The following is a 25,234-nucleotide window of genomic DNA, read 5'->3' as shown; positions in this document are numbered from 1 at the left end:
CGGCGCGGCGCGGCAGGCCGCGTGGGTGCTCTCCGGAGCGCGGCCGCAGTGGGCCGCCGCCGGCGCCGAGGACTTCGCGGCGGCCCCGACCCCCTGGGTGCGCGAGCGCTACCGGGAGGCCGAGCCGCTCACGCTGGGTCGATAGCCAGCAGTTCCGCGAGGGTCGCCCGGGCCCCACGGGTGCGCAGCGACTCCAGTGCCGCGAGGTACGGACGGGTGAACCCCTCGTCCCGCGCCAGGTCTCCGAAGAGCTCCGGATCCGACACGAACGCAAGGGGCTGCGTGCGGGACAGGCGGGCGAGCGGCACCAACGCGGCCGCGCGGGGATCGACCACCTCGATGGGCTGCCCCTGCTCGTCCTCGCCTTCGGCGTAGCGGGTCCAGCTCGCCACCACCGCAGCGGCGAGCGACGCGGACCCGCCCGCCGCGAGCCGTTCCCGGATCACCGGCAGCAGCCACTTGGGGATCCGGTCGGACGAGTCCTGGCACAGGCGGGCGACGGTGTCGGCGATCGCGGGGTTGGAGAACCGCTCGAGCAGGGTGTCGACATACCGGTCGAGGTCTACCCCCGGCACGGGTCGCAGGGTCGGCCTGCCTTCGTCGGTCATGTAGCGGCGCAACAGCTCCCGGATGTCGGGGTCGGCGGCGGCGTCGTGCACCAGCCGGTGGCCCAGCAGGTACCCGAAGTAGCACAGTGTTTGGTGGCCGGCGTTGAGCAGCCGCAGTTTCATCAGCTCGTACGGGGCGACGTCCGGCACCACCTGGACCCCGACGGACTCGAATGCGGGCCGCCCGGAGGCGAAGTCGTCCTCGAGCACCCACTGGGTGAACGGCTCTGCGACCACGGGCCAGCGGTCGTCGACGCCGGTGCGGCCCGCGACCTCGGCGCGTAACCCCGGCGGGGTGGCGGGCGTGATCCGGTCGACCATCGAGTTGGGGAACCGCACGTTAGTGTCGATCCAGTCGGCGAGGTCGGGGTCGGCGAGGCGCGCGAAGGCGAGGAACGTGCGGTGCGCCATGGCGCCGTTGCCCTCGATGTTGTCGCACGACATCACGGTGAAGGGCGCCAGACCCCGGTCCCGCCGGCGGCGCAGCGCCTCCACGACATAGCCGAAGACGGTGCGCGGGACGGCGTCGGGTACGAGGTCGGCAGCGACGTCGGGCGCGGTGGCGTCGAACTCCCCCGTGGCCTGGATGAAGTTGTACCCGCCCTCGGTGATCGTCAGCGACACGATGCGCGTGTCCGGGTGCGCGAGTGCGTCGAGCACCGCCTCGGGATCGTCGGGCGCGTACAGGTAGTCGACGAGGGACCCGATCACCGAGGTCTCCACCGCACCATCGGCGTGCTTGAGGGTCAGCGTGTACAGCCCGTCCTGCGGCTCGAGGGCATCGCGCATCGCGCGGTCCGCCGGTCGCAGCCCGACCCCGCGGATGCCCCAGCCGGCGGCGTCCGGATCTCGGCCCAGCAGCCGGTCGACGTACATCGCCTGGTGCGCCCGGTGGAACCCGCCCACGCCGAAGTGCACGATGCCCGGGCGGACGCCCGCGCGGTCGTAGCCCGGCACCGTCAGCCCCGACCTGTCGTGCAGGCGCGGCAGTGTCGCCGCGCCGAGTGCGATTCGCTCGCTCATGCCCGTCCTTCCTCTCGCTGGTCTTCCCCTCGCCGCTCGCTGGACGCGGGATACACGACCGCCTTGATGGTGCCCGAGAGCCGGTCCGCGTTGAGCGCGTCCTCGGCACCGTCGAGCCCGAACCGGCCCGTCACCATGCCGTCCAGATCGACCGCGCCGGACGCCGCGAGCGCGATCGCGGTCGGCCAGGTGTTGGCGTACCGGAACACGCCGGTAAGAACCAGTTCCCGGTTCTGGATCAGCGAGACCGGCAGCGCCATGCTATCGGCGCCCATGCCCACCAGGACGATGCGCCCGGCCGGCCGCACCGCGCGGATCCCCGCCAATACCGCTGCCGGCGCGCCGGAGGCGTCGACGAAGGCGTCGAAGCCCGCCCCCACGGCGGCACCGGCGTCCGCCGCGCGCGTGGCACCGAATCGCGACGCGGCCGCGCGGCGGTCGGGATCCGGGTCGGTGACGACGATCTCGGTCGCCCCGGACGCTCGAGCCACCTGAGCGCACACCAGCCCGATCGGGCCGGCTCCGGCGATCAGCACGCGCCCGCCCACGCCGATCCGCGCCTTGCGGAGCGCGGCGATGCCGACCGACAGCGGCTCGAGCAGCGCCGCGGCCTCATCGCTCACCGAGTCGGGTACCGGATGCGCGAACGCCGCACCGATGGTCACGTATTCGGCGAGCGCGCCGTCCACCGGCGGGGTGGCGAAGAACCGCATGTGCGGGCACAGGTGGTAGTCACCGCGGAGCGACTCGGCGGAGGTGGGGTCGGGGCGCTGGGGCTCGATCGAGACACGCTCGCCGATCCGGGTGGCTGGCACCCCCTCACCCACCGCGGCGATCCGGCCGGACGCCTCGTGACCGAGCACGATCGGCGCGGTGACGACGTACTCGCCGATGCGCCCGTGTCGCAGGTAGTGGGTGTCGGAACCACAGACGCCGACGGCGGCGACGCGCACCAGCACGTCTCCGGGGGCAGGGGCCGGAACAGCCCTGGTCTCGACGGTGACGGTGCCGCCCGGGTGCAGCACGCTCGCCCGCATGTGGACGGGAGGTTCTGTCGTGATTGTTGCGTGGGTCACACCGACGATGCTAGCCTAGTGAGCAAGATCACCGCTAGTGAGCATTTGCTCACGGCGCCGGAGTCGCCGCCGAGATCACCGGAAAACACAGGAGCAATGGAGCCCCGACGTGACGCCCTCCCCGCAAGGCCCCGCAGAGTCCGGTCAGGACCTACGCCTGCTCATGCGAGCCGCGACCATGTACCACCTCGAAGGCCTGACCCAGGCACAGATAGCCGAGCGGCTGGGCGTCTCCCGGCCCACCGCGGGCCGCCTGGTGGCCCGCGCCCGGGCGCAGGGGCTGGTCACCGTCACCGTCAGCGCCCCGCCGCACCTGGCCGCCTCGATCCATCCGGATCTGGAGCGCGAGCTCGAGCGCGCGTTCGGGCTCGACGAGGCGTTCGTGATGGCCGAACCGGCCGACGCGTCCGCGACCGGGAACGCCGCGCTGGGACGCGCGGGCGCCTCGATGCTGTCGCGCCGCCTGTCCGACGGCGACACGTTCGGATTCACGTGGGGTCCTGAGCAGGTCGCGGTGGCGGACGCTCTCGGCGGGGGCGCGAGCTGCGCCCGCGTGGTGCAGATGGACGGGTCGATGACCTCCGTGGACTACCACACCGGTGTCGACCACGCGCTGTCCCGATTCGCGGAGCGCCTGGGCGCCCGGCCCGTGCGGCTCGTCGCCCCCCTCTTCGCGGACCCGGACACGGTCCGCGCCATGGCCCGGGATTCGGTTCTGTCCCAGGCACTCACGGCCGCCAAGGAGGCGGATGTGATGCTCTTCGGCGTCGGCTCCGTGTCGACGTCGACCACGCTCTTCGAGGGCGCGTTCATCGACGCGGCCATCCTCGACGAGCTCGTTGCGCTGGGCGCGGTCGGCGAGATCGGCGGCCGCTTCTACGACGCCGACGGCGCCGCCGTCGACACCAGCCTGGTGGACCGGACCGTGTCCGTTCCGCTGGACGACATCCGGGCCTGCCGGACGTCGATCCTCATCTCCGGCGGCGAGCATCGCCGCGAATCCATCCTCGGAGCCCTTCGCGGCCGATACGCGACCGCCGTGGTGACCGACGTCGCCACGTCGGAGTGGCTCCTGCACCGACAGGAGAGGCGCCGATGAGAATCCGGCTCCTGCAAGCATTCCGCCCACGATCCCCCGGACGACGGGCCGCCGTCGGGTCGACTCGTCGGCTCGGCGTCGTCGCCGTCGCCGCGGGTCTGACGGCGTCCGCGTGCGCGGGCGCCGGGTCGCTGACCGGCGGCGGCGCGAACGCCATCACCATCGCGATCGTCTCCAATTCACAGATGCAGGACGCGATCTCGCTGTCCGGCCAGTTCGAGAAGGCGAACCCGGGCATCAAGCTGCACTTCGTGTCGCTGCCCGAGAACGAGGCGCGGGCCAAGATCACGGCCTCGGTCGCGACCGGCGGCGGTGAGTTCGACGCCGTGATGGTGAGCAACTACGAGACGCAGATGTGGGCACGCTACGGCTGGCTCACGGACCTGCAGCCCTATATCGACGCGCACCCGTCCTACGACGCGAAGGATTTCATCCCGACCCTGCGGTCGGCGCTGTCGCTGAACGGACACATGTATTCCGTCCCGTTCTACGGTGAGTCGTCGTTCCTGATGTACAACAAGAAGATGTTCGCGGCGGCGGGCATCACGATGGACCCGAATCCCACCTGGGACCAGGTCACACAGTACGCCGCGAAGCTCAACGATCCCGCGCACAAGCGGTACGGGATCTGTCTGCGCGGCGACCCGGGCTGGGGTGAGGTGCTCGCGCCGCTCGACACCGTGATCAACGCCTACGGGGGCCGGTGGTTCGACAAGGACTGGAACGCCCAGCTCACCAGCCCGCAGGTGGAGCGCGCGGTCGGCATGTACGTCGATCTGGTCCGGAAGTACGGCGAGCCCGGCGCGGCGTCGTCCGGGTTCCAGGAGTGCGCGAACCTCATGGCGCAGGGGCAGACCGCCATGTGGTACGACGCCACATCGGCCGTGTCGGTCCTGGAGGACCCGGCCACGAGCGCCGTGCACGGCGACATCGGCTACGTACCCGCGCCGCGCGCCGTCAAGGCGAACAACGGCTGGCTCTACACCTGGTCGCTGGGCATCCCCGCCAAGAGCTCGCACAAGGACGCCGCGTGGAAGTTCGTATCGTGGATGACCAGCAAGGAGTACATCGCCAGCGTCGGAAAGACCCTGGGCCCCAGCCACATCCCGCCGGGCAGCCGAGAGTCCACGTATCAGATCCCCGCCTACGCGGCGGCCGCGCAGGCGTACGCCGGCCCGACCCTGACGGCGATGCAGAACGCGAACCAGCTGGCGCCCACGGTGGATCCGGTGCCGTACACCGGGATCCAGTTCCTCGCGATCCCCGAGTTCCAGGACCTGGGCACCCTGGTCAGCCAGCAGATCAGCGCCGCCGTCGCGGGCCAGATCAGCTCGCAGCAGGCGCTCGCCCAGGCACAGCAATACGCCGAGAACGTCGGCAAGTCGTACCAGAAGGGGGCGTAGCGATGGCAACCGCAATCGCCGGCGCGGCGCCCGCGCCACAGACGATACTGAAGTCCAAGCGGGACAGCATCTCCCGCGCGGAGGGCTGGCGCCGCCGCGGGCCACTGCTGCCCGCCCTCGTGTTCATGATCGTGGTCACCCAGATCCCGTTCCTGTTCACGCTGTTCTACTCGACCCAGTCGTGGAACCTGGTGCGCCCGGGGTCCGAGCACTTCGTCTGGCTGGCCAACTACACGGCCGTGTTCCGCGACCGCCAGTTCCGCGAGGTCGCGCTCAACACCGTCGTGATGATCGTCGGCACCGTGATCATCTCGGTGGTGCTGGGGCTGATCTTCGCGCTGCTGCTGGATCGGAAGTTCATCGGCCGCAGCGTGGTCCGCACCCTGCTGATCACGCCGTTCCTGATCACCCCGGTGGCCGCGGCGCTGCTGTGGAAGACCAGTCTGTTCGACCCGTCCAACGGCATCATCAACTGGTTGCTCGGCCTGGTCGGCATCGACGGCGTCGATTGGCTCAGCCGGTTCCCGCTGGAATGCGTGATGGCCGAGTTGATCTGGCAGTGGACGCCGTTCATGATGCTGCTGATCCTGGCCGGCCTGCAGTCGATGCCGCACGACGTGCAGGAGGCGGCGCGGGTCGACGGCGCCACGCCGCTGCGCCTGTTCCGTGAGCTCACGCTGCCACACCTGCGGCGGTTCATCGAACTCGGATCCGTGCTCGGCGCGATCTACCTGGTGAACATCTTCGACACCGTCTACATGATGACGCAGGGCGGCCCGGGTGTGTCCAGCGCCAACCTGCCCTACTACATCTACCAGCGGGCCTTCCTCGGCTTCGACATCGGGCAGGCGGCAGCGATGGGGGTGATCACGGTGATCGTGACGATCATCGTGTCGACCCTGGCGCTGCGACTGATCTTCAAGAGTTTCTCCGGAACGGAGGAGGCAGCATGATCACCACCGCACCCGCCGTCGACACGACGACGAAGACGACCCCCGTCACCTCGCGGAAGACTTTCGATCCCAAGGCTTCTGCGCTGACGACCCTCACGTGGATCCTGTGCATCGGATTCTTCTTCCCCGTGCTCTGGATGGTGCTCACGGCGTTCAAACAGGAGAAGGACGCCGCGACGCCCACGCCCAAGCTGTTCTTCGCACCCACGCTCAGCGAGTTCCACAGCGTGCTCGGCAGCGGCGTCGGCACGGCGATCCTCAACTCGTTGTTCGCCACCGTCGTCTCGATGATCCTCGTCCTGCTGCTCGGCGTGCCGGCCGCGTTCGCCCTGTCGTTGCGGCCGGTGCGCAAGACCCGCGACGCGCTGTTCTTCTTCATCAGTACCAAGATGCTGCCGATCGTGGCCGCCATCATCCCGCTGTACGTGATCGTCGGGAAGATCGGGATGCTCGACAACATCTGGACCCTGATCATCCTGTACACGTCCATGAACCTGCCCATCGCCGTGTGGATGATGCGCAGCTTCTTCCTCGAGGTCCCGGGCGAGCTGCTCGAGGCCGCGAGCATGGACGGGGCCAGCCTGTGGACCTCGGTGCGGGAGGTGATCCTGCCGCTCATCTCGCCCGGGATCGCCGCGACCGCCCTGATCTGCGTCATCTTCTCGTGGAACGAATTCTTCTTCGCCGTCAACATGACCGCCGTCCAGGCGCAGACGGTGCCGGTGGCGCTGGTCGGCTTCATGTCCTCCGAGGGCCTGTTCTACGCCAAGCTGTCCGCAGCATCGGTCCTGGCGGCCCTCCCCGTCGTCCTGTGCGGCTGGATCGCACAAAACAAGCTGGTCCGGGGCCTGAGCTTCGGCGCGATCAAGTAGGAGTATCTGCAATGGCTTCCATCAGCTATGACAACGCGTGCTGCGTCTATCCGGGCGCGGACAAACTGGCGGTCGACTCGCTGTCCCTCGACATCGATGACGGCGAGTTCGTGGTCTTGGTCGGCCCTTCGGGGTCGGGCAAGTCGACCGCGCTGCGGATGCTCGCCGGGCTCGAGGAGATCGACTCCGGGACCATCTCGATCGGTGGCAGGTCGATGGTGGGTGTCGCGCCCAAGGACCGGGACATCGCGATGGTGTTCCAGAACTACGCGCTGTACCCCAACAAGACCGTCGGCGAGAACATGGGCTTCGCGCTCAAGATGCGTGGCGTCTCCGTCGACAAGCGCAAGGCACGGGTCGCCGAGGCGGCCAAGCTGCTCGACCTCACCGACTATCTGGACCGGAAGCCGGCCAAGCTGTCCGGCGGCCAGCGCCAGCGCGTGGCCATGGGCCGCGCCATCGTCCGTGAACCGCAGGTGTTCTGCATGGACGAGCCGCTGTCCAACCTCGACGCCAAGCTGCGGGTGCAGACGCGCACCCAGATCGCGGCCCTGCAGCGCCGGCTCGGCACCACCACCGTGTACGTCACACACGACCAGGTCGAGGCCATGACCATGGGCGATCGCGTCGCGGTGCTGAAGTTCGGTGTCCTGCAACAGTTCGCATCCCCCGCGGAGCTCTACGACCGGCCGCGTAACGCGTTCGTCGCGGGATTCATCGGTTCCCCCGCGATGAACCTGTTCGACGCCCCGATCGTCGACGGGGCGATCCGGGTCGCGGGCGGCACCGTCGACCTCGGAGCCGACGATGCCGCGCTGCTGCGGCGCTCCGGCTTGAACCGGGTCACCGTCGGCATCCGGCCCGAGGCGCTGGGCGTCGCGGACGGCAGCGACGGCGTCCCCGCCGAGGTGGCGCTGCTCGAGGACCTGGGCAGCGACACGTATCTGTATGCGCGCGTGACGGATCCGTCGATCTCCGCCACCGGTGGCGGCGCCGTGACGTGGGTGGCGCGCTGCCCGCGCCGCACCGCCGCGCGGATCGGCGAGGCGATCCGGGTGCGCCAGACGGACCGCACCGTGCACCTGTTCCACCCCGAGTCGGGCGAGCGGCTCAACTGAGCGACCCGCGCACGCGAAAGGGCCCCGTTCCGGATTGATCCGGAACGAGGCCCTTTCGCTGTAGCGCTACCTCATCGGGCTGCGCGACCTACCTGTCAGGCGTTGCCCGACAGCTTCTCGCGGAGAGCTGCGAGCTGCGCATCGCTGGCGAGCGATCCGCCGCCGCTCGAGACGGGAGCCGACTCGCGGTCGCCGCCGGTCTCGCTCGAGTAGTTCGCGCCACCGGAGGTACCGGAGGCCGCCTCGGCCGCCTCGTCGGCGGCGAACTTCTCCATCTGAGCGGTGTGCATCTTGTGGCGACGCTCCGCCTCGGCGTAGCGACCCTCCCACTCCTCGCGCTGCTTGTCGAAGCCGTCGAGCCACTCGTTGGTCTCGGGATCGAAGCCCTCGGGGAAGATGTACTCGCCGTTCTCGTCGTAGCTGTCGGCCATGCCGTACTTCGACGGGTCGAACTCCTCCGAGTAGTCCTCGTTGGCCTGCTTGAGGCTCAGCGAGATCCGGCGACGCTCGAGGTCGATGTCGATGACCTTGACCATCGCGTCGTCGCCGACGGACACGACCTGGTCCGGGACCTCCACGTGGCGCTCGGCCAGCTCGGAGATGTGCACCAGGCCCTCGATGCCCTCCTCGACGCGCACGAACGCGCCGAACGGGACGAGCTTGGTGACCTTGCCCGGCACGATCTGGCCGATGGCGTGGGTCCGGGCGAACTGGCGCCACGGATCCTCCTGGGTCGCCTTGAGCGACAGCGAGACGCGCTCGCGGTCCAGGTCGACGTCGAGGACCTCGACGGTGACCTCGTCGCCCACGGTGACCACCTCGGACGGGTGATCGATGTGCTTCCAGGACAGCTCGGAGACGTGCACCAGACCGTCGACGCCGCCGAGATCGACGAACGCGCCGAAGTTGACGATCGAGGACACGACGCCCTTGCGGACCTGGCCCTTCTGCAGCTGGTGCAGGAACTCGGAGCGGACCTCGGACTGGGTCTGCTCGAGCCACGCGCGGCGCGAGAGCACCACGTTGTTGCGGTTCTTGTCGAGCTCGATGATCTTGGCCTCGATCTCCTTGCCGATGTACGGCTGGAGGTCGCGGACGCGCCGCATCTCGACGAGCGAAGCCGGGAGGAAGCCGCGGAGGCCGATGTCCAGGATCAGACCACCCTTGACCACCTCGATGACGGTGCCCTTGACGGCCTCGTCCTTCTCCTTGAGCTCCTCGATCGTGCCCCACGCGCGCTCGTACTGCGCACGCTTCTTGGACAGGATCAGGCGGCCTTCCTTGTCCTCCTTCGTGAGGACCAGGGCCTCGACCTCGTCGCCGACATTGACGACCTCGGACGGGTCTACATCGTGCTTGATGCTCAGCTCGCGCGAGGGGATGACACCCTCGGTCTTGTAGCCGATGTCGAGCAGGACTTCGTCACGATCGACCTTGACGATGGTCCCCTCGACGATGTCACCATCGTTGAAGTACTTGATGGTGGCGTCGATGGCTGCCAGGAACTCGTCTGCCGAACCGATGTCGTTGATAGCGACCTGGGGCGACGAGGTGGTAGTGGTGGGCATTAGGTGAGTGGCTCCGGACAGGGTGCTAGTAGGAGTGGAACTTCGATCACGCGCGCGTTATAGACGCGCAGCCCGTCAAGCGTACGCCACACGGATTAGCCTGGGCAAACCCGGCCGCACGACTACCCTGAGCACGCTATGAACGCAGTAACGCGATGCAGCCGAGGAGCACGATGAGCCACCGTCCCGTGCCCGATATGCGCCACGACTCCCGAGGCAGCGAGGCCGCCAACCGGCGCTGGTGGGACGGCGACGCCGGCGCGTACCACGCGGAGCACGGCGCGTTCCTCGGCGCGGAGACGCCGGGCGGCGAGTTCGTCTGGTGCCCCGAGGGGCTGCACGAGGCCGACGCCGGGTTGCTCGGCGACGTCCGCGGCAAGACGGTGCTGGAGGTCGGTTGCGGTAGCGCGCCGTGCGCGCGATGGCTGGCCGGACGGGGCGCCCACGTGGTGGGTGTCGACATCTCACGCGGCATGCTCGACCGTGGCCGACCGCTGGTGCAGGGCGGTAACCCGCTGTTGGTACAGGCCGGTGCGGAGGACCTGCCGATCGCCGACGGTGTCGTCGATGTCGCCTGTTCGGCATTCGGCGCGGTTCCGTTCGTCGCCGACTCGGCGCGCGTGATGCGGGAGGTGGCGCGAGTACTGCGGCCGGGCGGAGCGTTCGTGTTCTCGGTCAACCACCCGATGAGATGGATCTTCCGCGACGACCCCGGGCCGGCAGGTCTCGAGGCGGTGCTGCCCTACTTCGACCGGTCGCCCTACGTCGAGGTCGACGACGACGGCGTGCCGACGTACGTGGAGCACCACCGCACCGTCGGCGACCGCGTGCGCGAACTGGTCGCCGCCGGGCTACAACTCTATGATCTCATCGAGCCGGAGTGGCCGGAGGGGCTCGAACAGGAGTGGGGCCAATGGAGCCCGCTGCGCGGCTCGATCTTCCCGGGCACCGCCGTCTTCTGTTGCCGCAAACCCGAGTGACAGCCCGATATCTACCGCCCCGAGCGGAAAGCCCGGCTTGCCTGATTCATCAGAGACATCTCAACAAAGTCTGTGATTTCACGAAGAATTTCAGTATCCTTATTCACGTCAGACTCATAAGCCACAGCAGCCCCATTCGAACGGAGTCAACAGTGTCCATGCTCACCATCCGCCGCGGTATCGCCACGGTCGCGATCGTCACCTGTACCGGCCTCGCGGCCCCGGCCGTCGCCAACGCGGCACCGGTGTCCCCCTCCGCGCCCGTAGCGGGCACGTCCTGCTCCGTCGCCCAGGTCGAGCGCGCGACCGCGAAGGTCGCCCCGAAGTTCTGGCACTTCATCAGCACGCACCCCAGGGCGAAGCACCACTTCGAGGAGTTCCTCGCGAAGACTCCCGCCCAGCGCAAAGCCGCTTTCGAGGAGATGAAGGCCAAGCACGCCGCATGGCGCAAGGCGCACCCGAACGCCGCCGAGATGCACCACTGGAAGATGCACCACCCCAAGGTCACCCGCGCCGAGGTGCACCAGAAGCTGGAGCAGATCCGGGCCACCTGCTCGGTGAGCTGATCCGTCGGGGCAGGCCGGGTACGACGGCGACGGTCGCGCAACCGATCCGGTTGCACACGTCCCGCCGCCCGGCACCGTCGGGCACTCGGGACCGCACGACGTCCTCCGGACGGCACCGCTCGAGGCCGCCGAGGTCCGCCGCGCCGGCGATCCGGCCCCGCCCGCTCATCGAGATCTCAGGTAACTACCGCACAGTCATCACGCCATCGCCCACCGAGGAGGCCCCGCAATGAACATCGCTTCGAAGCGCTCCGCAGCCGTCGCGGCCGCGTGTGCCGGCGCCGCCGCGTCGCTCGGCCTGATTCCGGCCCTGCTGATCCCATCCGCCGCGTACGCCGTCTCACCCACCGATCCCGTTCCCGGGACCAACTGCAACGTCGCTCAGGTGGAGCGCGCCACCCAGGTGGTCGCACCCGAGGCGATCGCCGCCATGGACAACACGCCTGGCGCCCGCGACACGGCCGAGCAGTTCATCACGAGCACCCCCGACCAGCGGCAGGCCCAGCTGGCCAACCTTCAGCAGCAGAACCCGCTCGCCGCCGAGTACTACCAGGCGCACAAGCAGGAGATCGACGCGAAGATCGCCAAGGTTCTCGCCACCTGCAATCAGTACTGAGCGCGTCGGCTGGTCCTGGTTCCGGCCGGGTCTGGCATCATGAGGCGGCATCGCATCCACGCAGTCTGAGGAGACCCATGCGCGCCTTCCATCTCGCCGGCCGCGTCGCCGCCGCAGCCACCGACCTCGGCGTCGCCGCCCTGATCGCGGCTCCGCTCGCGTCCGCGCCGCCGCCTCCGGCGCCCGGCCCGCTCTCGAAGCCCAAGGTCGCAGGGCAGGTCGACTGGGCCCGCAAGGTACCCGGCACGTCGTGCACCCTCGGCCAGGTGCGCGGCGCGATGAACCACCTGTCCCCCGGCCTGTACCAGCGTCTGCAGGACGCGGCCGGCGGACCGCAGACGTTCTCCGACATCGTGTCCGCCGATCCCGCCTCACGCAGCGCGCAGCTCGTCGGCCTCGTGCTGCGCGGTTCGGCCACCAGCCTGCAGATGGTGGGCCAGGAGGCCGATATCGAGAACACCGTGCGTACCGCGTACCAGACCTGCAACCAGTACCCGACGGCAGCGCCGCGGTAGGTTCTCGCCGGACACGAAGAACGCCGTCCCGATCCGGGGCGGCGTTCTTCGTCCGTACTCGCAGGGTGGGGCGCGATTCGTCCCGTCAGGCGCGCGGGCGATCACCGTCGGGCCCACGCTCGCCGGAGATCAGCGCGCGCAACTCGTTCTCGACCCGGGACAGTGCCTCGATCGACGCCTGCTCGGCGGAACGGGCCGCGACGCGCCTGTCCACGTCCGGCAGCAGCGCCGACGGCGGCACGTCGAGTGCGGCGGCCAGCGAGTAGATGGTCGACATGTGCGGGTCGGCCACCCGGTCGCCGGAACTGGTGTTGCGCTCGATGTTCGACACCTGGTTGCGATGAACGCCGGCCCGGTCCGCGAGCGTGTCCTGGGTGTAGCCGCGGGCCTTGCGCAGTGTGACGAGGCGGTTGGCGAGTGAATCGCCGTACGTCCCCCACTCGATCGCATTGTCGTCACGTGGCACTCGTCCAACGTTGTCGGATGGCAGCGCTAATGTCTGCCCAACATATTAGGCAACCTGTGTGGGAGTGATCACGATGCAGTGGGCACCGATCGTCGACCCGACCGATCTCGCCGGCGGTCAGCGCCTTCGCGGTCTCATCGCTGATGAGATCACGGTGGTCGCGGTCGAGCCCAACGGTCCCGGCTCCGCCACGGTGACGTATCGCACCGACGCCGGCCGGCTCGGCGATCGAGTGGTCACCGTCGCCGATGTCGCGGGGATCGAGGTACGCGCGAGCGGCGCCCGGTGGGGGTTCGACGGCGACGCCGAGAAGTTCTCGGCAGCCATGGAGGCGAACCGGATTCGAATGGCGGGGCGCTACGACCCGATGATGGCGCTCGCGACGAGCACCGTGCGCCCGCTGCCGCACCAGATCCGCGCCGTCTACGAGGAGCTGCTGCCCCGCACGCCCCTGCGCTTCCTGCTCGCCGACGATCCCGGGGCGGGCAAGACCGTCATGGCGGGGCTGTACGCGAAGGAGCTGATGCTGCGCGGCGACTGCCGGCGGCTGCTGATCGTGGCGCCCGGCGGGTTGGTGGACCAGTGGCAGGACGAGCTGCGCGACAAGTTCGGGATCGATGCCGTGATCCTCACCCGCGAGTTGGTCGCCGTCTCCCACGACGGTGACCCGTTCCCCGGGAACCCCGTCATGATCGCCCGGATGGACCAGCTGGCGCGCAGCGACGAGCTGTGCACGCACCTGGAGCGTTCGCACTGGGACCTGGTGGTGGTCGACGAGGCACACCGTATGTCCGCCAACTGGTATGGCGGCGAGATCGACAAGACGCGGCGGTACCAGCTGGGCGAGGTACTCGGCCGGGTGGCGCGGCACATGCTGTTGATGTCGGCGACCCCGCACGCAGGTAAGGAGGACTCCTTCCAGGCGTTTCTCGCGTTGCTCGATCCGGACAGGTTCGCGGGACAGTACCGCGCCGAGGCACACCGCCGCGACACGTCCGGCCTGATGCGCCGGATGGTCAAGGAGGAGCTGCTCACGTTCGAAGGACGTCCGCTGTTCCCCGAACGCCGGGCGGAGACGGTGCCGTACACGCTGTCGCCCGGCGAGTTGGCGCTGTACGAGGCCGTCACCGCCTACGTCCGCAACGAGATGAACCGCGCCGACGCGGTCGAGGACGGCCGGCGGCGCACGGTCGGGTTCGCGCTGACGGTGCTGCAGCGCCGGCTCGCGTCCAGCACCCACGCGGTGACCCGCAGCCTGGAGCGGCGGCGGGCGCGGCTCGGTGCGCGGCGGCACGAGATGGACTGGTCGACGCCCGACCCGGCTGTGACCGCGCGACCTCAGCTCCTCAAGGACGCGATGCGCTACGACACCGACGAGTACGACGCGGAGGAGATCGAGCAGCTCGAGGAGGACGTGCTGGACGCCGCCACCGCGGCCCGCTCACTGGCGGAGCTGGACGCGGAGATCCTGGCTCTCGACGAGCTGGTGGCACTGGCCCGGCGGGTGCGGGAGGCAGGCACCGATACGAAGTGGGCGCAGCTCAGTTCGCTGTTCCACGATCCCGCCCTGCGCGGGCCCGACGGCCGACCGCGGAAGATCATCGTGTTCACCGAGCACCGCGACACGCTCGACTACCTCACCGAACGGCTGCGGAACCTGCTCGGCGACCCGGACGCGGTGCAGACGATCCATGGCGGCACGCATCGCCTCGAGCGCAAGCAGACCCGGGAGGAGTTCACCAACGAGCCGGGCCGTCTGGTGCTGGTAGCCACCGACGCCGCCGGCGAAGGCCTCAACCTGCAGGCCGCCCATCTGATGGTGAACTACGACCTGCCATGGAATCCGAACCGGATCGAGCAGCGGTTCGGCCGGATCCACCGGATCGGCCAGGAGCACGTGTGCCGGCTGTGGAACCTCGTGGCCGCGGAGACCCGTGAGGGCCAGGTGTTCACGCGGCTCCTGCAGAAGATGGAGGAGCAGCGGAAGGCATACGGCGGCAAGCTGTTCGACGTACTCGGCGAGGCCTTCGCGGATACCCCGCTCGCCGCGCTGATGTTGGACGCGATCCGGTACGGCGACGATCCCGCGCGCCGCGAGGAGATCGAGCGCGTGGTCGACGCGCAGGTGGCGGACGGCTGCCACAAGCTGGTCGAGGAGCGGGCCCTGGCGCGCGAAGGTCTGGGCGCGGTGGAGCTCGAGCGGATCCGCCGACAGATGGAGGAGGCACAGGCCCGGCGTCTGCAGCCGCACTACGTGCACGTCTGCTTCGAGCGGTCGTTCCGCGCGCTCGGCGGCCGGATGGTGGCGCGGGAGGGGCGACGCTTCGAGATCCGCCATGTTCCCGCCACGATCAGAGAGCGTGCGGCTGTGCCGCTCGCCTCCGCGTATCACCGCGTGACGTTCGAGCCCGACGAGGTACGCGGCACCGGACGGGCGGCGGCCGAGCTACTGGCCCCGGGTAGTCCGCTGCTGGACACGGTGCTCGAGCTCATCGCCGAGCGCGGCGCCGATGCGGTGGCCGCCGGGACCGTTCTGTTCGACGCCGACGACCCGGGCGACCAGCCGCGGCTCGTGGTGGCGCTGACGGAGACCGTGGTGGACGGCCTCGAGGAGCCGGTGAGCCGACGCTTCTCGTACGTGGAGATCCGCCCCGACGGATCGGTGACCGACGCCGGGCCCGGTCCGTACAACGACCTGACGCCGCTTCCCGACGAGGCTCGGGACGCGGCGGCCCGGGTGCTGGCCCAGCCGTGGCTGTCCGACGGTGTCGAGCGGCGCGCGGCGTCGTGGGCCGCGGATTCGACGGTGGCCGAGCACACCCTGGCGGTGCGCCAGCGGCTCGAACCGGAGATCGCGAAGACCCGGAACCTGGTGCGCGCACGGCTCACCGAGCAGATGAACTATCTGTATCGCACGGCGTCGGACCTGCGCTCGGCAGCGCCGGACAAGCGCCGCCGGCGGCTGTCGCCGGACACGCTCGAGGCGCAGGCGCGGGAGCTGGAGCGCCGGCTCACCACGCGGCTCGCGGACTTGGACGCTCAGGCGCGACTGTCGGCGCGGCCGCCGGTGCTCACGGGTGCGGCCGTCGTGATCCCCGCCGGGCTCGTGGGCGGCGAGTTCGGGCGGTACGCGCGGGACACGGCGGCGACCGAGCGGCGGGCGGTGGATCTGGTGCTCGCGGCGGAGCGGGAGATCGGGCGGGTGCCGGTGGAGATGCCGCACAACAACAAGGGCTACGACGTGATGAGCACGGCGCCCGACGGCTCGCGGGTGTTCATCGAGGTGAAGGGGCGCGTGTCGGGCGCCGATACCTTCGAGGTCACGTTCAGCGAGGTGATGTTCGGCAAGAACATGGGGCGCGAGCACCGGCTCGCGCTGGTGTCTGTGCATCCCGACGGCGCGGCGCACGACGCCGTGCGGTACCTCACCGACCGGTTCCGCACCGTCGACATCGATGCGATCGGCGCCACGCGCGTGACGCTCGACTGGCGGCGGACCTGGGAGGCGGGGTTGCCGCCGCACTGATCAACCCAGCACGTCCAGGAGCGGGATCGCGTCGTGCAGGTTCGACACGGTGTGCGCGGCGCCGGCCGCGGCCAGGTCGGCCTCGGCGTACGCGCCGGTGGCGACGCCGATGAACGGGCAGCCGGCCACCTGCGCGGCGCGGGCATCCTCGACGTGGTCACCGAAGTACGCAGCGACCCGGCCGAACCGGCGGAGAGCCTCACCCTTGCGGCCTCCGAAGTGGTCACCCACCACGGCCGCGACCTTCAGGCCCGCGTCGGCGACGGCGAGTTCGGCGGCGGCCTGCTGCTTCGCCGACACCACCACCGACTGTCCGCCGCGCTCAGCGATCGCCGCGATCAGATCGTCCGCGCCCTGGAGGACCGGGACGGGCGTGGTCGCGTCGGTGTCGTAGTGGTGGCGGTAGGAGCGCATGAACGCGACGGTGTCGATGCCCGGCACCAGCTCTCGCGCCACGTCCTCCATCGGCACGCCCATGTGCGGGAGCAGTTGGGCGTCGTCGACGCTCGCGCCGAGGTCGGTGAACGCCAGCCGCGACGCGCGCAGGATCCGCTGCGAGGTGTCGAGGAGAGTCAGGTCGAGGTCGAAACCGATCGTGAACACGCCGTCCAGTCTCGCAGGCGGCGCGCCTCACGCCGCCGCGGGACGCTCCTGCCGCGGCGCGGTGCTGCGGTACCTGCGCCCGGACGGTGTGGTCGTCTCCACCGTGTGCCGGCCGGTCGGGTCGGCGACGGTGTCGTGGGTCCATCCCAGCGCCTCCTTCGCGTAGTTACAGGCCCGACATAGCCCCTGCCCGTTGTGCACGGAGGTCGCGCCGCCCGAGGCGTGGCCGGTCACGTGATCGCCGTGAGCGATCGGCGCGTCGCAATACGGCGTGCGGCAGTAGCGGTCGCGCGCCGAGATCAGCGAAGCCAGCCCCTTCGGGAAGCACCGTGACTTGGCATCCATGCCGACCACCGCACCTGAACCGGGCGTCACATAGAGCCGCTTCAGCCACGCCAGATCGTGCTCGGCCGCGCGCCCGATCAGCTGACGGGCGACCTCACCCGGCAGGGTGCCGCCACCGTCGAGGTGCGCGGTGCCGGCGGCCTCTCCGAGCAGCACCCTGTCCGACACCGTCAGGTTCACCGACACCGGCTGGCCCTCCACGACCTCCCGGCCCGTGAGCCGCGCGAACGCCGTGTCGGCCATGATCTGGGCGAGCGTCCGCGGCTCCATCCCTGCTCCCGCGATCCGGCTCGCGACAGCCCGCAGCGCGGCGTAGCAGCCCACCGCCTGCGCCACCGGCAGCAGGATCGAGACCCGCGCCATGCCATCCTCCACCGGCCGGACGGTCACCCGGCGATCCTTCGCGGCCGCCGCGATCCGCGCGAGCGTGCCCTCCGGATCCAGCGCGTAGGCGGTCTGGCGGACCTTGTCCTGCAGCCGCCGCAGGCCGAGCCCAGCCAGGGTGGCGGCCTCCTCGCACAGGTCGCGGTCGGCGCGTACGGCCTCCGGCTCGTCCAGGTGTGACAGGCCCGCAACGATCACCGCGACCTTCTCCGGAGACAGATCACCCGCGGTCAGCCGCGACAGCGTGTGCCGCAGCCGCGACCGGAGAGCTCGCGCAGTGCCCAGCAGAGACGATGCCCGATTCGGCGACACCTTCAGCGCCAGGCCCACCTCCCGCGGGATCCCGGTCTCCCAGCGATCCTGGCCGGCGCCCGCCCCCACCCGCTCGGCGATCCGCGCCCGGCGCAGCTCGTCCATCACCCGGAGCTGACCTGCTGCTACCTGGCACCGGAGCGCTTCGAGCTCCTCCAGCTGCTCCACCATCGCCGCCGAATCCGCAGGGACGGGAGCCGAGGCCAGCGCTACGCGCGCGGCCCGCACACCCACGAACTGATCGGTCGTAGACCGACCGGCCGCGGGGTCCGTGTTCGTACTGTTGTTCATGCCTGAAAGCTACACCCGAACACCGACAGGTTTCCCGGCATAGCGGTCGATACCCGACCTGTCGTCGGCTCGCGGTAGCCTCCCGACCATCCGAATCGATCGCACACTATGTTGTGAGGTCGAGTGTCCGATTCGAGAGAGCGAGCGCGATACCTTGAGCACCGATGCACAACATGTTGTAAGGCGAAAGTTGATTGAGGTCTCGCTGCCACTGGAGAAGATCAACGCCGAGTCGGCGCGGGAGAAGTCGATCCGGCACGGCCACCCGTCGACACTGCATCTGTGGTGGTCCCGCAAGCCGCTCGCTACGGCGCGGGCCGTGCTGTTCGCGCAGCTGGTCGACGACCCGTCTTCCCGGCCTGACCTGTACCCCACCGAGGAGGACCAGGCCCTCGAGCGCAAGAAGCTGCATCAGCTGATCGAGCGGCTGGTGGTATGGGAGAACTCGAACGACCAGGAGCTCCTGAGGGAGGCGCACCAGAAGATCCTCGAGTCCACGGACGGCAACCCGCCGCCGATCCTCGACCCGTTCGCCGGCGGCGGGAGCATCCCGCTCGAGGCCCAGCGGCTCGGGTTGGAGGCGCACGCCTCGGACCTCAATCCCGTCGCGGTGCTGATCAACAAGGCGCTGATCGAGATCCCGCCGAAGTTCGCCGGCCGGCCGCCGGTCTTCCCCGGCGCCGCCGACCTCGGCACCTGGCCGCGCGCCACCGGCCTCGCCGAGGACGTGCGACGGTACGGCGAGTGGATGCGTGACGAGGCGAAGAAGCGAATCGGTCACCTCTACCCCGACGCGACCCTGCCGGATGGATCGAAGGCAACGGTGATCGCGTGGATCTGGGCGCGGACGGTCACGTGCCCCAACCCCGCCTGCAGCATCCAGATGCCGCTCACCAGTAAGTGGTGGCTGGGGAAGAAGAAGGGCAAGGAGGCGTGGGTCCAGCCCATCGTCGAGGGGAAGACGGTGCGGTACGAGGTCCGGCACGGCACTGGCGGCCCCAAGGGGGACGATGACGGCACGGTGGGGCGGACGGGGGCCCGATGCATCGCTTGCGATACCAGTGTCGAGCTCAAGTACATCCGTGCCGAAGGCCGCGCGGGCCGCCTCTCCGCAGCGTTAATCGCGACCGTCGCGGAGGGCAAGCGCACGCGGATCTACCTCGATCCGACGCCCGAGATGGAGTCGGCGGCGAGCGTGCCAGTCCCAGCGAGCGTGCCGCCCGGGAATCTCCCCAAGAATCCCCGGGACTTCAAGACGCCCAACTACGGGATGACTACTTTTGCCGATCTGTTCACACCACGCCAGCTGACAGCGTTGACCACGTTCAGCGATCTCGTCGGCGAGGCACGGGAACAAGTCCTCGCCGACGCTCTCGTCGCCGGCATTCCACACGGCGACCGCCTCGACGCGGGCGGCGGAGGCGCCGAGGCCTACGCCGATGCAGTTGCGACCTACCTCGGGTTCGCGCTGAGCAGAATGACTAACAAGTCATGCACCATCTGCAGTTGGGACTCCAGCACGAAGATGGAGGCCGTGCGCAGCGTGTTTGCGCGCCAAGCACTTCCAATGACGTGGGACTTCGCAGAGTCGAACCCGTGGGGTGGGTCAGGTGGTGATTTCAGTGATGACGTCATGTGGGTGTTTCGCGCACTCGCACGAACACCTTGCGGTCCGGGTGGGGAAGCCATCCAACAGTCCGCCGGCAAGTCCGGCCCCGGCGCTCTGCTTTCCACCGACCCGCCCTACTACGACAACATCGGCTATTCCGATCTATCCGACTTCTTCTACGTCTGGCTCCGCCGGAGCCTCCGCGAGGTGCACCCGTCGATCCTGAGCACTATGTTGGTCCCCAAGGCCGACGAGCTAGTAGCCAATCCTTACCGCCACGACGGTAAGGAGAAGGCACACAAATTCTTCGAGGATGGATTCCGGGAGGTCTTCGCCCGCGCCCGCGGAACAGCACTCCCGGATTTCCCCATCGCCGTCTATTACGCGTTCAAGCAGCAGGACACCTCGTCGGGCGGCGAAGCATCAAATGGCTGGGAGACCCTGCTCGAGGGCATGATCGGCTCCGGTTGGGCGATCACCGCCACCTGGCCGATGAGAAGCGAGCTCGGCAATCGCATGCTGTCCCAGGGCACCAACGCCCTCGCCTCCTCCATCGTCCTCGCGCTGCGCCCCCGCCCGGAGGACGCACCGTCGACCGACCGGCGCGGCTTCCTGAACGCACTGAAGGTCGAGCTGCCGAAGAAGCTGCGAGACCTACAGCAAGGCTCGATCGCACCGGTCGACCTACCGCAGGCGGCGATCGGGCCGGGCATGGCTGTCTACTCGCGGTACTCCGGCGTGTACGAGGACGACGGCACGAAGATGACCGTCCGGACCGCGCTGCAGCAGATCAACGCGATCCTGGACGAGGTGCTCTCCGCGCAGGAGAACGACTTCGACCCGGAGACCCGGTTCGCGCTCGCCTGGTTCAAGTCCAACGGCTTCGCTGTCGGGAAGTTCGGGGACGCCGAGTCGCTGTCGAACGCCCGCGGGGTCTCGCTTGATCACCTGGAGCGCTCCGGGATCCTCACGAAGGGCGGCGGCAAGGTGGCGCTCATCGGGCCGACCGACCTGCCGGAGGACTACGCGCCCGAGTCGGACGCGCTGATCAGCCAGTGGGAGGTGGTCCTGCACCTCGCGCGCGTGCTGGAGTCGGACGGCATCCCCGCGGCGGCCGCACTGCTCGGTCGGGTTCCCGGCTCCGTCGACCGCGACCTGTGCAAGGAGCTCGCGGCCCTGCTGTTCCGCCTGTCGGACAGCGGACCGGGCAAGAACACGCAGCTCGCCATCGCGTTCAACGCGCTCGGCGCCGCCTGGAACGACATCGCTGCGGCCGCCAAGTCGGCCGGCCAGCAGCTCAGCATCACGGACTAGCCGAACCTGTCGGTACGGCGCAGTAGCGTGGCCAGCAGTACACAACATGTTGTGATTTGGGAGGATTCATGGCACTGACCAACCGAGAGCGCGTGGGGCGCGCCGTGGAACACCTCGGCCCGGCTCTGGACGCGTTCATCACCCGCGTCCTGGCCGGCGAGCTACAGGGCGACGGCTCATGGGTCGATGTGGCCCGGATCGCCGACAACGCCGGCGTCGGCAAGGAGTACAGCGCTACGGATCCGCAGCTCAGCCTGCGGTTCATCGCGAACAACCTGCCCGCCAAGGCCCGGCGCGGCTGGTACCCGTTCACCGACTACCTCAACCGCACCCAGCAGAGCTATGTGGCCGAGCTGATCCAGACCCGCAACGACTTCGCGCACAACAAGCCGTTCGAGAACGAGGACGCCCAGCGCGCCCTCGACACCGCCGAGCGGCTGCTGCGCGCCGTGGGTGCGCCCGACGCCGCCGAAGCGGTCCGCAAGGAGAAGGTCGAGCTGGCCAAGGTCGCCAACGACCGGTTCGACCGGGCCGCTGCGCGCACATCGTCGCACGTGCTGGTGGCGAGCGACGCGCTGCCCGCCTGGCGGGAGGTGATCACTCCGCACCGCGATGTGATCGAGGGGAAGTTCCACGCCGCCGAGTTCGCCGCCGACCTGTACACCGTGTATCTGGGCACGGCCGAGGGCGAGTACGGCGATCCGGCCCAGTTCTTCGCACGAACCTTCCTCACCGCGGGCCTGCGGAAGCTGCTCTCGGACAGCGCACGTCGGCTGTCGGGCGATCGCAACGCACCCCCGGTGGTGAACCTGCAGACCAACTTCGGCGGCGGCAAGACGCACTCGATGCTCGCGCTGTGGCACCTCGCGTCCGGCACACCCGTCACCGCCTACCCGGACGAGGTGCAGAGCATCGTCGCGACGGCCGTCGCGGAGGCCGGCAGGGACACGTTGCCGAGGTCGATCCAGCGGGTCGCGCTCGTCGGCAACCAGCTCCAGGCCGCGCAGGCCGACCCGAAGCGGGACGGCACCGTCGTCAACACACTGTGGGGCGAACTCGCGCACCAGTTGGGCGGCGCCGAGGCGTACGCGCTGGTCGCGGATGCGGACCGATCCGGCACCAATCCGGGTGCGGCGCTGCGTGAGCTGCTCGCGCTCTACTCCCCCGCCATCATCCTGATCGACGAGTGGGTGGCGTACGCGCGACAGCTCGTCACCGCGAAGTCCCTCCCCGGCGGCAGCTTCGACACCCAGTTCACGTTCGCTCAGACCCTCACCGAGGCGGCGAACGCCACGCCCGGTGTGCAGCTGGTGGTGTCGCTGCCGACGTCCGAGCGCTCCGGCGATGCGACGAACGCCGAGGAGGTCGGCGGCGAGTACGGCGCCGAGGCCCTCAATCGACTGAAGAACATCGTGGGCCGCACCGCCGACCAGTGGCGCCCGGCGAGCTCCGAGGAGAGCTTCGAGATCGTGCGCCGCAGGCTGTTCGAGCCTGCCGACGCCACCACCCTGTCCGCGATCGGCGCGATCGCCAAGACCACGGTCGACTACTACCGCAAGTACAACGGTGACTTCCCTTCCGACACCACGGACCCCGACTACGCCGACCGGATCCGCCGCTCGTACCCGATCCACCCCGAGCTGTTCGACCGGCTCTACTCCGACTGGTCGACGCTCGACCGATTCCAGCGCACCCGCGGCGTCCTGCGTCTCATGAATGCGATCGTCGGGCGGCTATGAACCGTGGGGGATCCCGCGGCGTTGATCATGCCGTCCACCATCCCGCTGGACGATGCGAAGGTGGCCGCTGAGCTGACGCAGTATCTGCCCGATCTGTGGAAGGCCATCATCGACACCGACATCGACGGTGCCGGTTCCACCAGCGAGCGGGTGGACCGCGGTAGCGCCCTGTACGGCAAGCGATTCACCGCCCGGAGGCTGGCACGCACGGTGTTCATGGGGGCCACGCCGTCGGTGATGTCCGGGCACAAGGGCGTGGAGAAGAAGCGGATCTTCTTGGGAACGGCCCTGCCTGGCGATGTGCCGGGCAATTTCCACTCGGCGCTCGACCAGCTCGCGAGTGGTTCCACGTACCTGTACTCGGAGGGACCGAGCTACTGGTACGACACGCACCCCAACATCAGCAAGACCGCGCGGGACTTCGCCGACTCCCTCCCGATCGCCGACGTATGGGCCGAGGTGCATGAGCGCCTGGCCAAGAACCGTCGCGCCAACACCTACTTCGCCGGGGTCGTGACGGCGCCCACCGGCCCGCCCGACGTGGCCGATACCGAAGACACCCGCCTGGTGATCGTCGGTCCCGAGCACAAGCACCTCAAGGGCAGAGACGACTCCCCCGCAATGGAATTCGCCCGTCGGCTGCTCACCGACCGCGCCGGCGGCATGCGGCAGTTCCAGAACTCGCTCGTGTTCCTGGCCGCCGATTCACGCCGCACCGAGGACCTGGAGAAGGCGACGCGCAACTTCCTCGCCTGGCGCCACGTGCTGCGGCAGAGCGCCGCCATGCAGCTGTCCGGCCAGCAGGAACAGCAGGCCAAGACGCGGATGGGCGAGGCCGACAGCGTGGTGACCAGCCGGCTGGTCGAGGCCTACGACTTCGTGATCCACCCCGTTCAGGAGCCCGGCGCACCGTTCACGCTGGACGCCGTCGAGGTGCGCAGCGGGGAGGACCTGCTCGTGCGCGCCGGAAAGAAGCTCCACGACTCCGGCGATCTCTCCACGCAGTGGAACGCGCGGGCGATCCACCGCGACCTGACCGGGGTGCTGGGCAAGGCGTGGGCGGAGCAGGGACACATCACTCTCGGCGTGCTGTGGGCGCTGCACGCGCAGTACCCGTACCTGCGGCGGCTTCGGAACCGGGACGTGCTGGTCGAGGGCCTCGACAGCGTCTTCCAGAACACGAGCTGGGAGTTCGAGGGGTTCGCGTTCGCGGACTCCTACGACGGTGAGCGGTACGACGGACTGGTACTGCCGACCGACTCTGCGGGCGCACCCGCATATGTCGACGGCCTGCTGATCGTCGAACCGAAGCGGGCGATCGCGCAACGCGAGGCGGAGCTCGCCGATCTCATGCCGAATGTCGATCCGGTCCGTCCCGATACGGATCAGAACCGCCGGGGTGATTCGGGGAGCGGAGGCGAGATTCGGCGGGCGGACGCGCCGAAGGCGGCGCCGACCCGGTACTTCGGCACCGTCGAACTCGATCCCGTCGCGTACCAGCGTTCGTTCAACGACGCGGCCGCGGAGGTGCTCGCGCACCTGGCGCGAGTTCCCGGCGTCGACCTGCGGGTGACCGTCGAGATCGAAGCCACCACCCCCGCGGGCTTCGACGATGTCGTTCGGCGGATCGTTTCCGAGAACGGAGCCACGCTGAGGTTCACCAACAACTCCTTCGAGGAGGAGTAGCAGCGTGCTCGGCTATCGCATGTTCGTCGGGGCCGCCGACGAACCCGAATTGTTGCGCCTCACCAACGGCCAGCTCTCCGAGTGGCTGATCGAGAAGCGGTGGACCGACGACCATCCCGTAGACGGCCACGCCGTCGGGGTAGCGCCGAACGTCCGAGCGACCGTGGTGTCGCACACGCACCAGAAGGGCGGCGTCACCCGGCGACACCGATTCGTCGAACAGAACAGCGGCGCCACGTGGGTCACAGAGCTCACGGTCCATCAGGGACAAGGCGGCAAGACCGGCTGGGTGTGGTTGGACGTCATCGGTCCAGATCGAGGAGCCACTCCGCGGCCGCCGCGCCTCGCGCGGAAGCTGATCGAGGTCGTTTACGCCCACGACGGCGATCACCTCGTCGAAGCGACGCCGACGATCATCGATATCGACGACGTTCCCGGAGCTTGTCAAGTTTTCTGTGTAAGTTCCTGATTGGTGATTTCTGTTAGCTGTGCTTAGAGGTGTTGGTCGATTCGGTCGGGGTAGGCCACCGACAGCTGTTCGATGGCCTTCTTCCAGTTGGTG

At 69.1% G+C, this 25,234-nt stretch carries 20 protein-coding genes; 14 read left to right on the top strand and 6 right to left on the bottom strand.

What is annotated here, in order from left to right:
* Window positions 1-128: 128 nt before the first annotated feature.
* Complete coding sequence (locus ABD908_RS19445; protein ID WP_344999021.1) at window positions 129-1,631, bottom strand: mannitol dehydrogenase family protein; 1,503 nt, start codon at window positions 1,629-1,631, stop codon at window positions 129-131.
* On the bottom strand, window positions 1,628-2,668 hold the full coding sequence (locus ABD908_RS19440; RefSeq protein ID WP_344999027.1) for an NAD(P)-dependent alcohol dehydrogenase: 1,041 nt from the start codon (window positions 2,666-2,668) through the stop codon (window positions 1,628-1,630). Before ABD908_RS19440 ends, ABD908_RS19445 begins: the two co-directional genes overlap by 4 nt.
* A gap of 202 nt (window positions 2,669-2,870) precedes the next feature.
* On the opposite strand from ABD908_RS19440, the gene ABD908_RS19435 reads away from it, so the two are divergent.
* From ABD908_RS19435 to ABD908_RS19415, 5 genes are read left to right on the top strand one after another with little or no spacing between them, the layout of a single operon-like run.
* Window positions 2,871-3,806 carry a sugar-binding transcriptional regulator gene (locus ABD908_RS19435; RefSeq protein ID WP_344999025.1) on the top strand — a complete coding sequence of 312 codons (936 nt, stop codon included), beginning with the start codon at window positions 2,871-2,873 and terminating at the stop codon, window positions 3,804-3,806.
* Complete coding sequence (locus tag ABD908_RS19430) at window positions 3,803-5,209, top strand: ABC transporter substrate-binding protein (protein ID WP_344999019.1); 1,407 nt, start codon at window positions 3,803-3,805, stop codon at window positions 5,207-5,209. Before ABD908_RS19435 ends, ABD908_RS19430 begins: the two co-directional genes overlap by 4 nt.
* 2 nt (window positions 5,210-5,211) lie before the next feature.
* Window positions 5,212-6,162, top strand: coding sequence for a carbohydrate ABC transporter permease (locus ABD908_RS19425; protein ID WP_344999017.1), 951 nt, complete (start codon window positions 5,212-5,214; stop codon window positions 6,160-6,162).
* Window positions 6,159-7,034 (top strand): carbohydrate ABC transporter permease, encoded by an 876-nt coding sequence (locus ABD908_RS19420; RefSeq protein WP_344999015.1) that lies wholly within the window; start codon window positions 6,159-6,161, stop codon window positions 7,032-7,034. Before ABD908_RS19425 ends, ABD908_RS19420 begins: the two co-directional genes overlap by 4 nt.
* Before the next feature lie 11 nt (window positions 7,035-7,045).
* Window positions 7,046-8,152, top strand: a complete 1,107-nt coding sequence (locus ABD908_RS19415) for an ABC transporter ATP-binding protein (RefSeq protein WP_344999013.1) — start codon at window positions 7,046-7,048, stop codon at window positions 8,150-8,152.
* A 95-nt stretch (window positions 8,153-8,247) separates the two neighbouring features.
* Here ABD908_RS19415 and rpsA read toward each other — a convergent pair whose 3' ends face one another.
* Window positions 8,248-9,720: a 30S ribosomal protein S1 gene (gene rpsA / locus ABD908_RS19410; RefSeq protein ID WP_344999011.1), complete on the bottom strand. Its 1,473-nt coding sequence runs from the start codon at window positions 9,718-9,720 to the stop codon at window positions 8,248-8,250.
* 173 nt (window positions 9,721-9,893) lie between these two features.
* Between rpsA and ABD908_RS19405 the strand changes: the two genes are divergently transcribed.
* The 4 genes from ABD908_RS19405 to ABD908_RS19390 all read left to right on the top strand — a co-directional run bounded on the left by ABD908_RS19405 (window position 9,894) and on the right by ABD908_RS19390 (window position 12,397).
* Window positions 9,894-10,700 carry a class I SAM-dependent methyltransferase gene (locus ABD908_RS19405; protein ID WP_344999008.1) on the top strand — a complete coding sequence of 269 codons (807 nt, stop codon included), beginning with the start codon at window positions 9,894-9,896 and terminating at the stop codon, window positions 10,698-10,700.
* A 158-nt stretch (window positions 10,701-10,858) separates the two neighbouring features.
* Complete coding sequence (locus tag ABD908_RS19400; RefSeq protein ID WP_344999023.1) at window positions 10,859-11,266, top strand: hemophore-related protein; 408 nt, start codon at window positions 10,859-10,861, stop codon at window positions 11,264-11,266.
* A gap of 229 nt (window positions 11,267-11,495) precedes the next feature.
* Window positions 11,496-11,882 carry a hemophore-related protein gene (locus ABD908_RS19395; protein ID WP_344999007.1) on the top strand — a complete coding sequence of 129 codons (387 nt, stop codon included), beginning with the start codon at window positions 11,496-11,498 and terminating at the stop codon, window positions 11,880-11,882.
* A gap of 77 nt (window positions 11,883-11,959) precedes the next feature.
* Window positions 11,960-12,397: a hypothetical protein gene (locus tag ABD908_RS19390; protein ID WP_344999006.1), complete on the top strand. Its 438-nt coding sequence runs from the start codon at window positions 11,960-11,962 to the stop codon at window positions 12,395-12,397.
* Between the two features lie 85 nt (window positions 12,398-12,482).
* On the opposite strand, the gene ABD908_RS19385 is transcribed toward ABD908_RS19390, so the two are convergent.
* Entirely contained in the window at window positions 12,483-12,863 is a 381-nt protein-coding gene (locus ABD908_RS19385; protein WP_344999004.1) for a helix-turn-helix domain-containing protein, read from the bottom strand.
* 73 nt (window positions 12,864-12,936) lie between these two features.
* Between ABD908_RS19385 and ABD908_RS19380 the strand changes: the two genes are divergently transcribed.
* Complete coding sequence (locus ABD908_RS19380) at window positions 12,937-16,389, top strand: helicase-related protein (protein WP_385924292.1); 3,453 nt, start codon at window positions 12,937-12,939, stop codon at window positions 16,387-16,389.
* Here ABD908_RS19380 and ABD908_RS19375 read toward each other — a convergent pair whose 3' ends face one another.
* A complete protein-coding gene (locus tag ABD908_RS19375; RefSeq protein WP_344999000.1) occupies window positions 16,390-16,992 on the bottom strand; it encodes an HAD family hydrolase in 603 nt (200 codons plus the stop codon).
* Between the two features lie 27 nt (window positions 16,993-17,019).
* The gene (locus ABD908_RS19370; protein ID WP_344998998.1) at window positions 17,020-18,324 is read right to left on the bottom strand and encodes an HNH endonuclease; all 1,305 of its coding nucleotides are present in this window, start codon (window positions 18,322-18,324) and stop codon (window positions 17,020-17,022) included.
* 154 nt (window positions 18,325-18,478) lie between these two features.
* On the opposite strand from ABD908_RS19370, the gene ABD908_RS19365 reads away from it, so the two are divergent.
* The 4 genes from ABD908_RS19365 to ABD908_RS19350 all read left to right on the top strand — a co-directional run bounded on the left by ABD908_RS19365 (window position 18,479) and on the right by ABD908_RS19350 (window position 25,141).
* A complete protein-coding gene (locus ABD908_RS19365; protein ID WP_344998996.1) occupies window positions 18,479-21,247 on the top strand; it encodes a DUF1156 domain-containing protein in 2,769 nt (922 codons plus the stop codon).
* A gap of 68 nt (window positions 21,248-21,315) precedes the next feature.
* Entirely contained in the window at window positions 21,316-22,986 is a 1,671-nt protein-coding gene (locus tag ABD908_RS19360) for a Swt1 family HEPN domain-containing protein (protein ID WP_344998993.1), read from the top strand.
* A 27-nt stretch (window positions 22,987-23,013) separates the two neighbouring features.
* Window positions 23,014-24,672 carry a hypothetical protein gene (locus ABD908_RS19355; protein WP_344998991.1) on the top strand — a complete coding sequence of 553 codons (1,659 nt, stop codon included), beginning with the start codon at window positions 23,014-23,016 and terminating at the stop codon, window positions 24,670-24,672.
* Between the two features lie 4 nt (window positions 24,673-24,676).
* Window positions 24,677-25,141, top strand: coding sequence for a hypothetical protein (locus ABD908_RS19350; RefSeq protein ID WP_344998989.1), 465 nt, complete (start codon window positions 24,677-24,679; stop codon window positions 25,139-25,141).
* Window positions 25,142-25,234: the final 93 nt, after the last annotated feature.

Origin of the sequence: Tsukamurella soli (genome assembly GCF_039541155.1) — a bacterium.
GTDB lineage: Bacteria > Actinomycetota > Actinomycetes > Mycobacteriales > Mycobacteriaceae > Tsukamurella > Tsukamurella soli.
The sequence above is the reverse complement of the archived record's forward strand: the minus strand, read 5'-3'. Positions and strand labels throughout refer to the sequence as shown.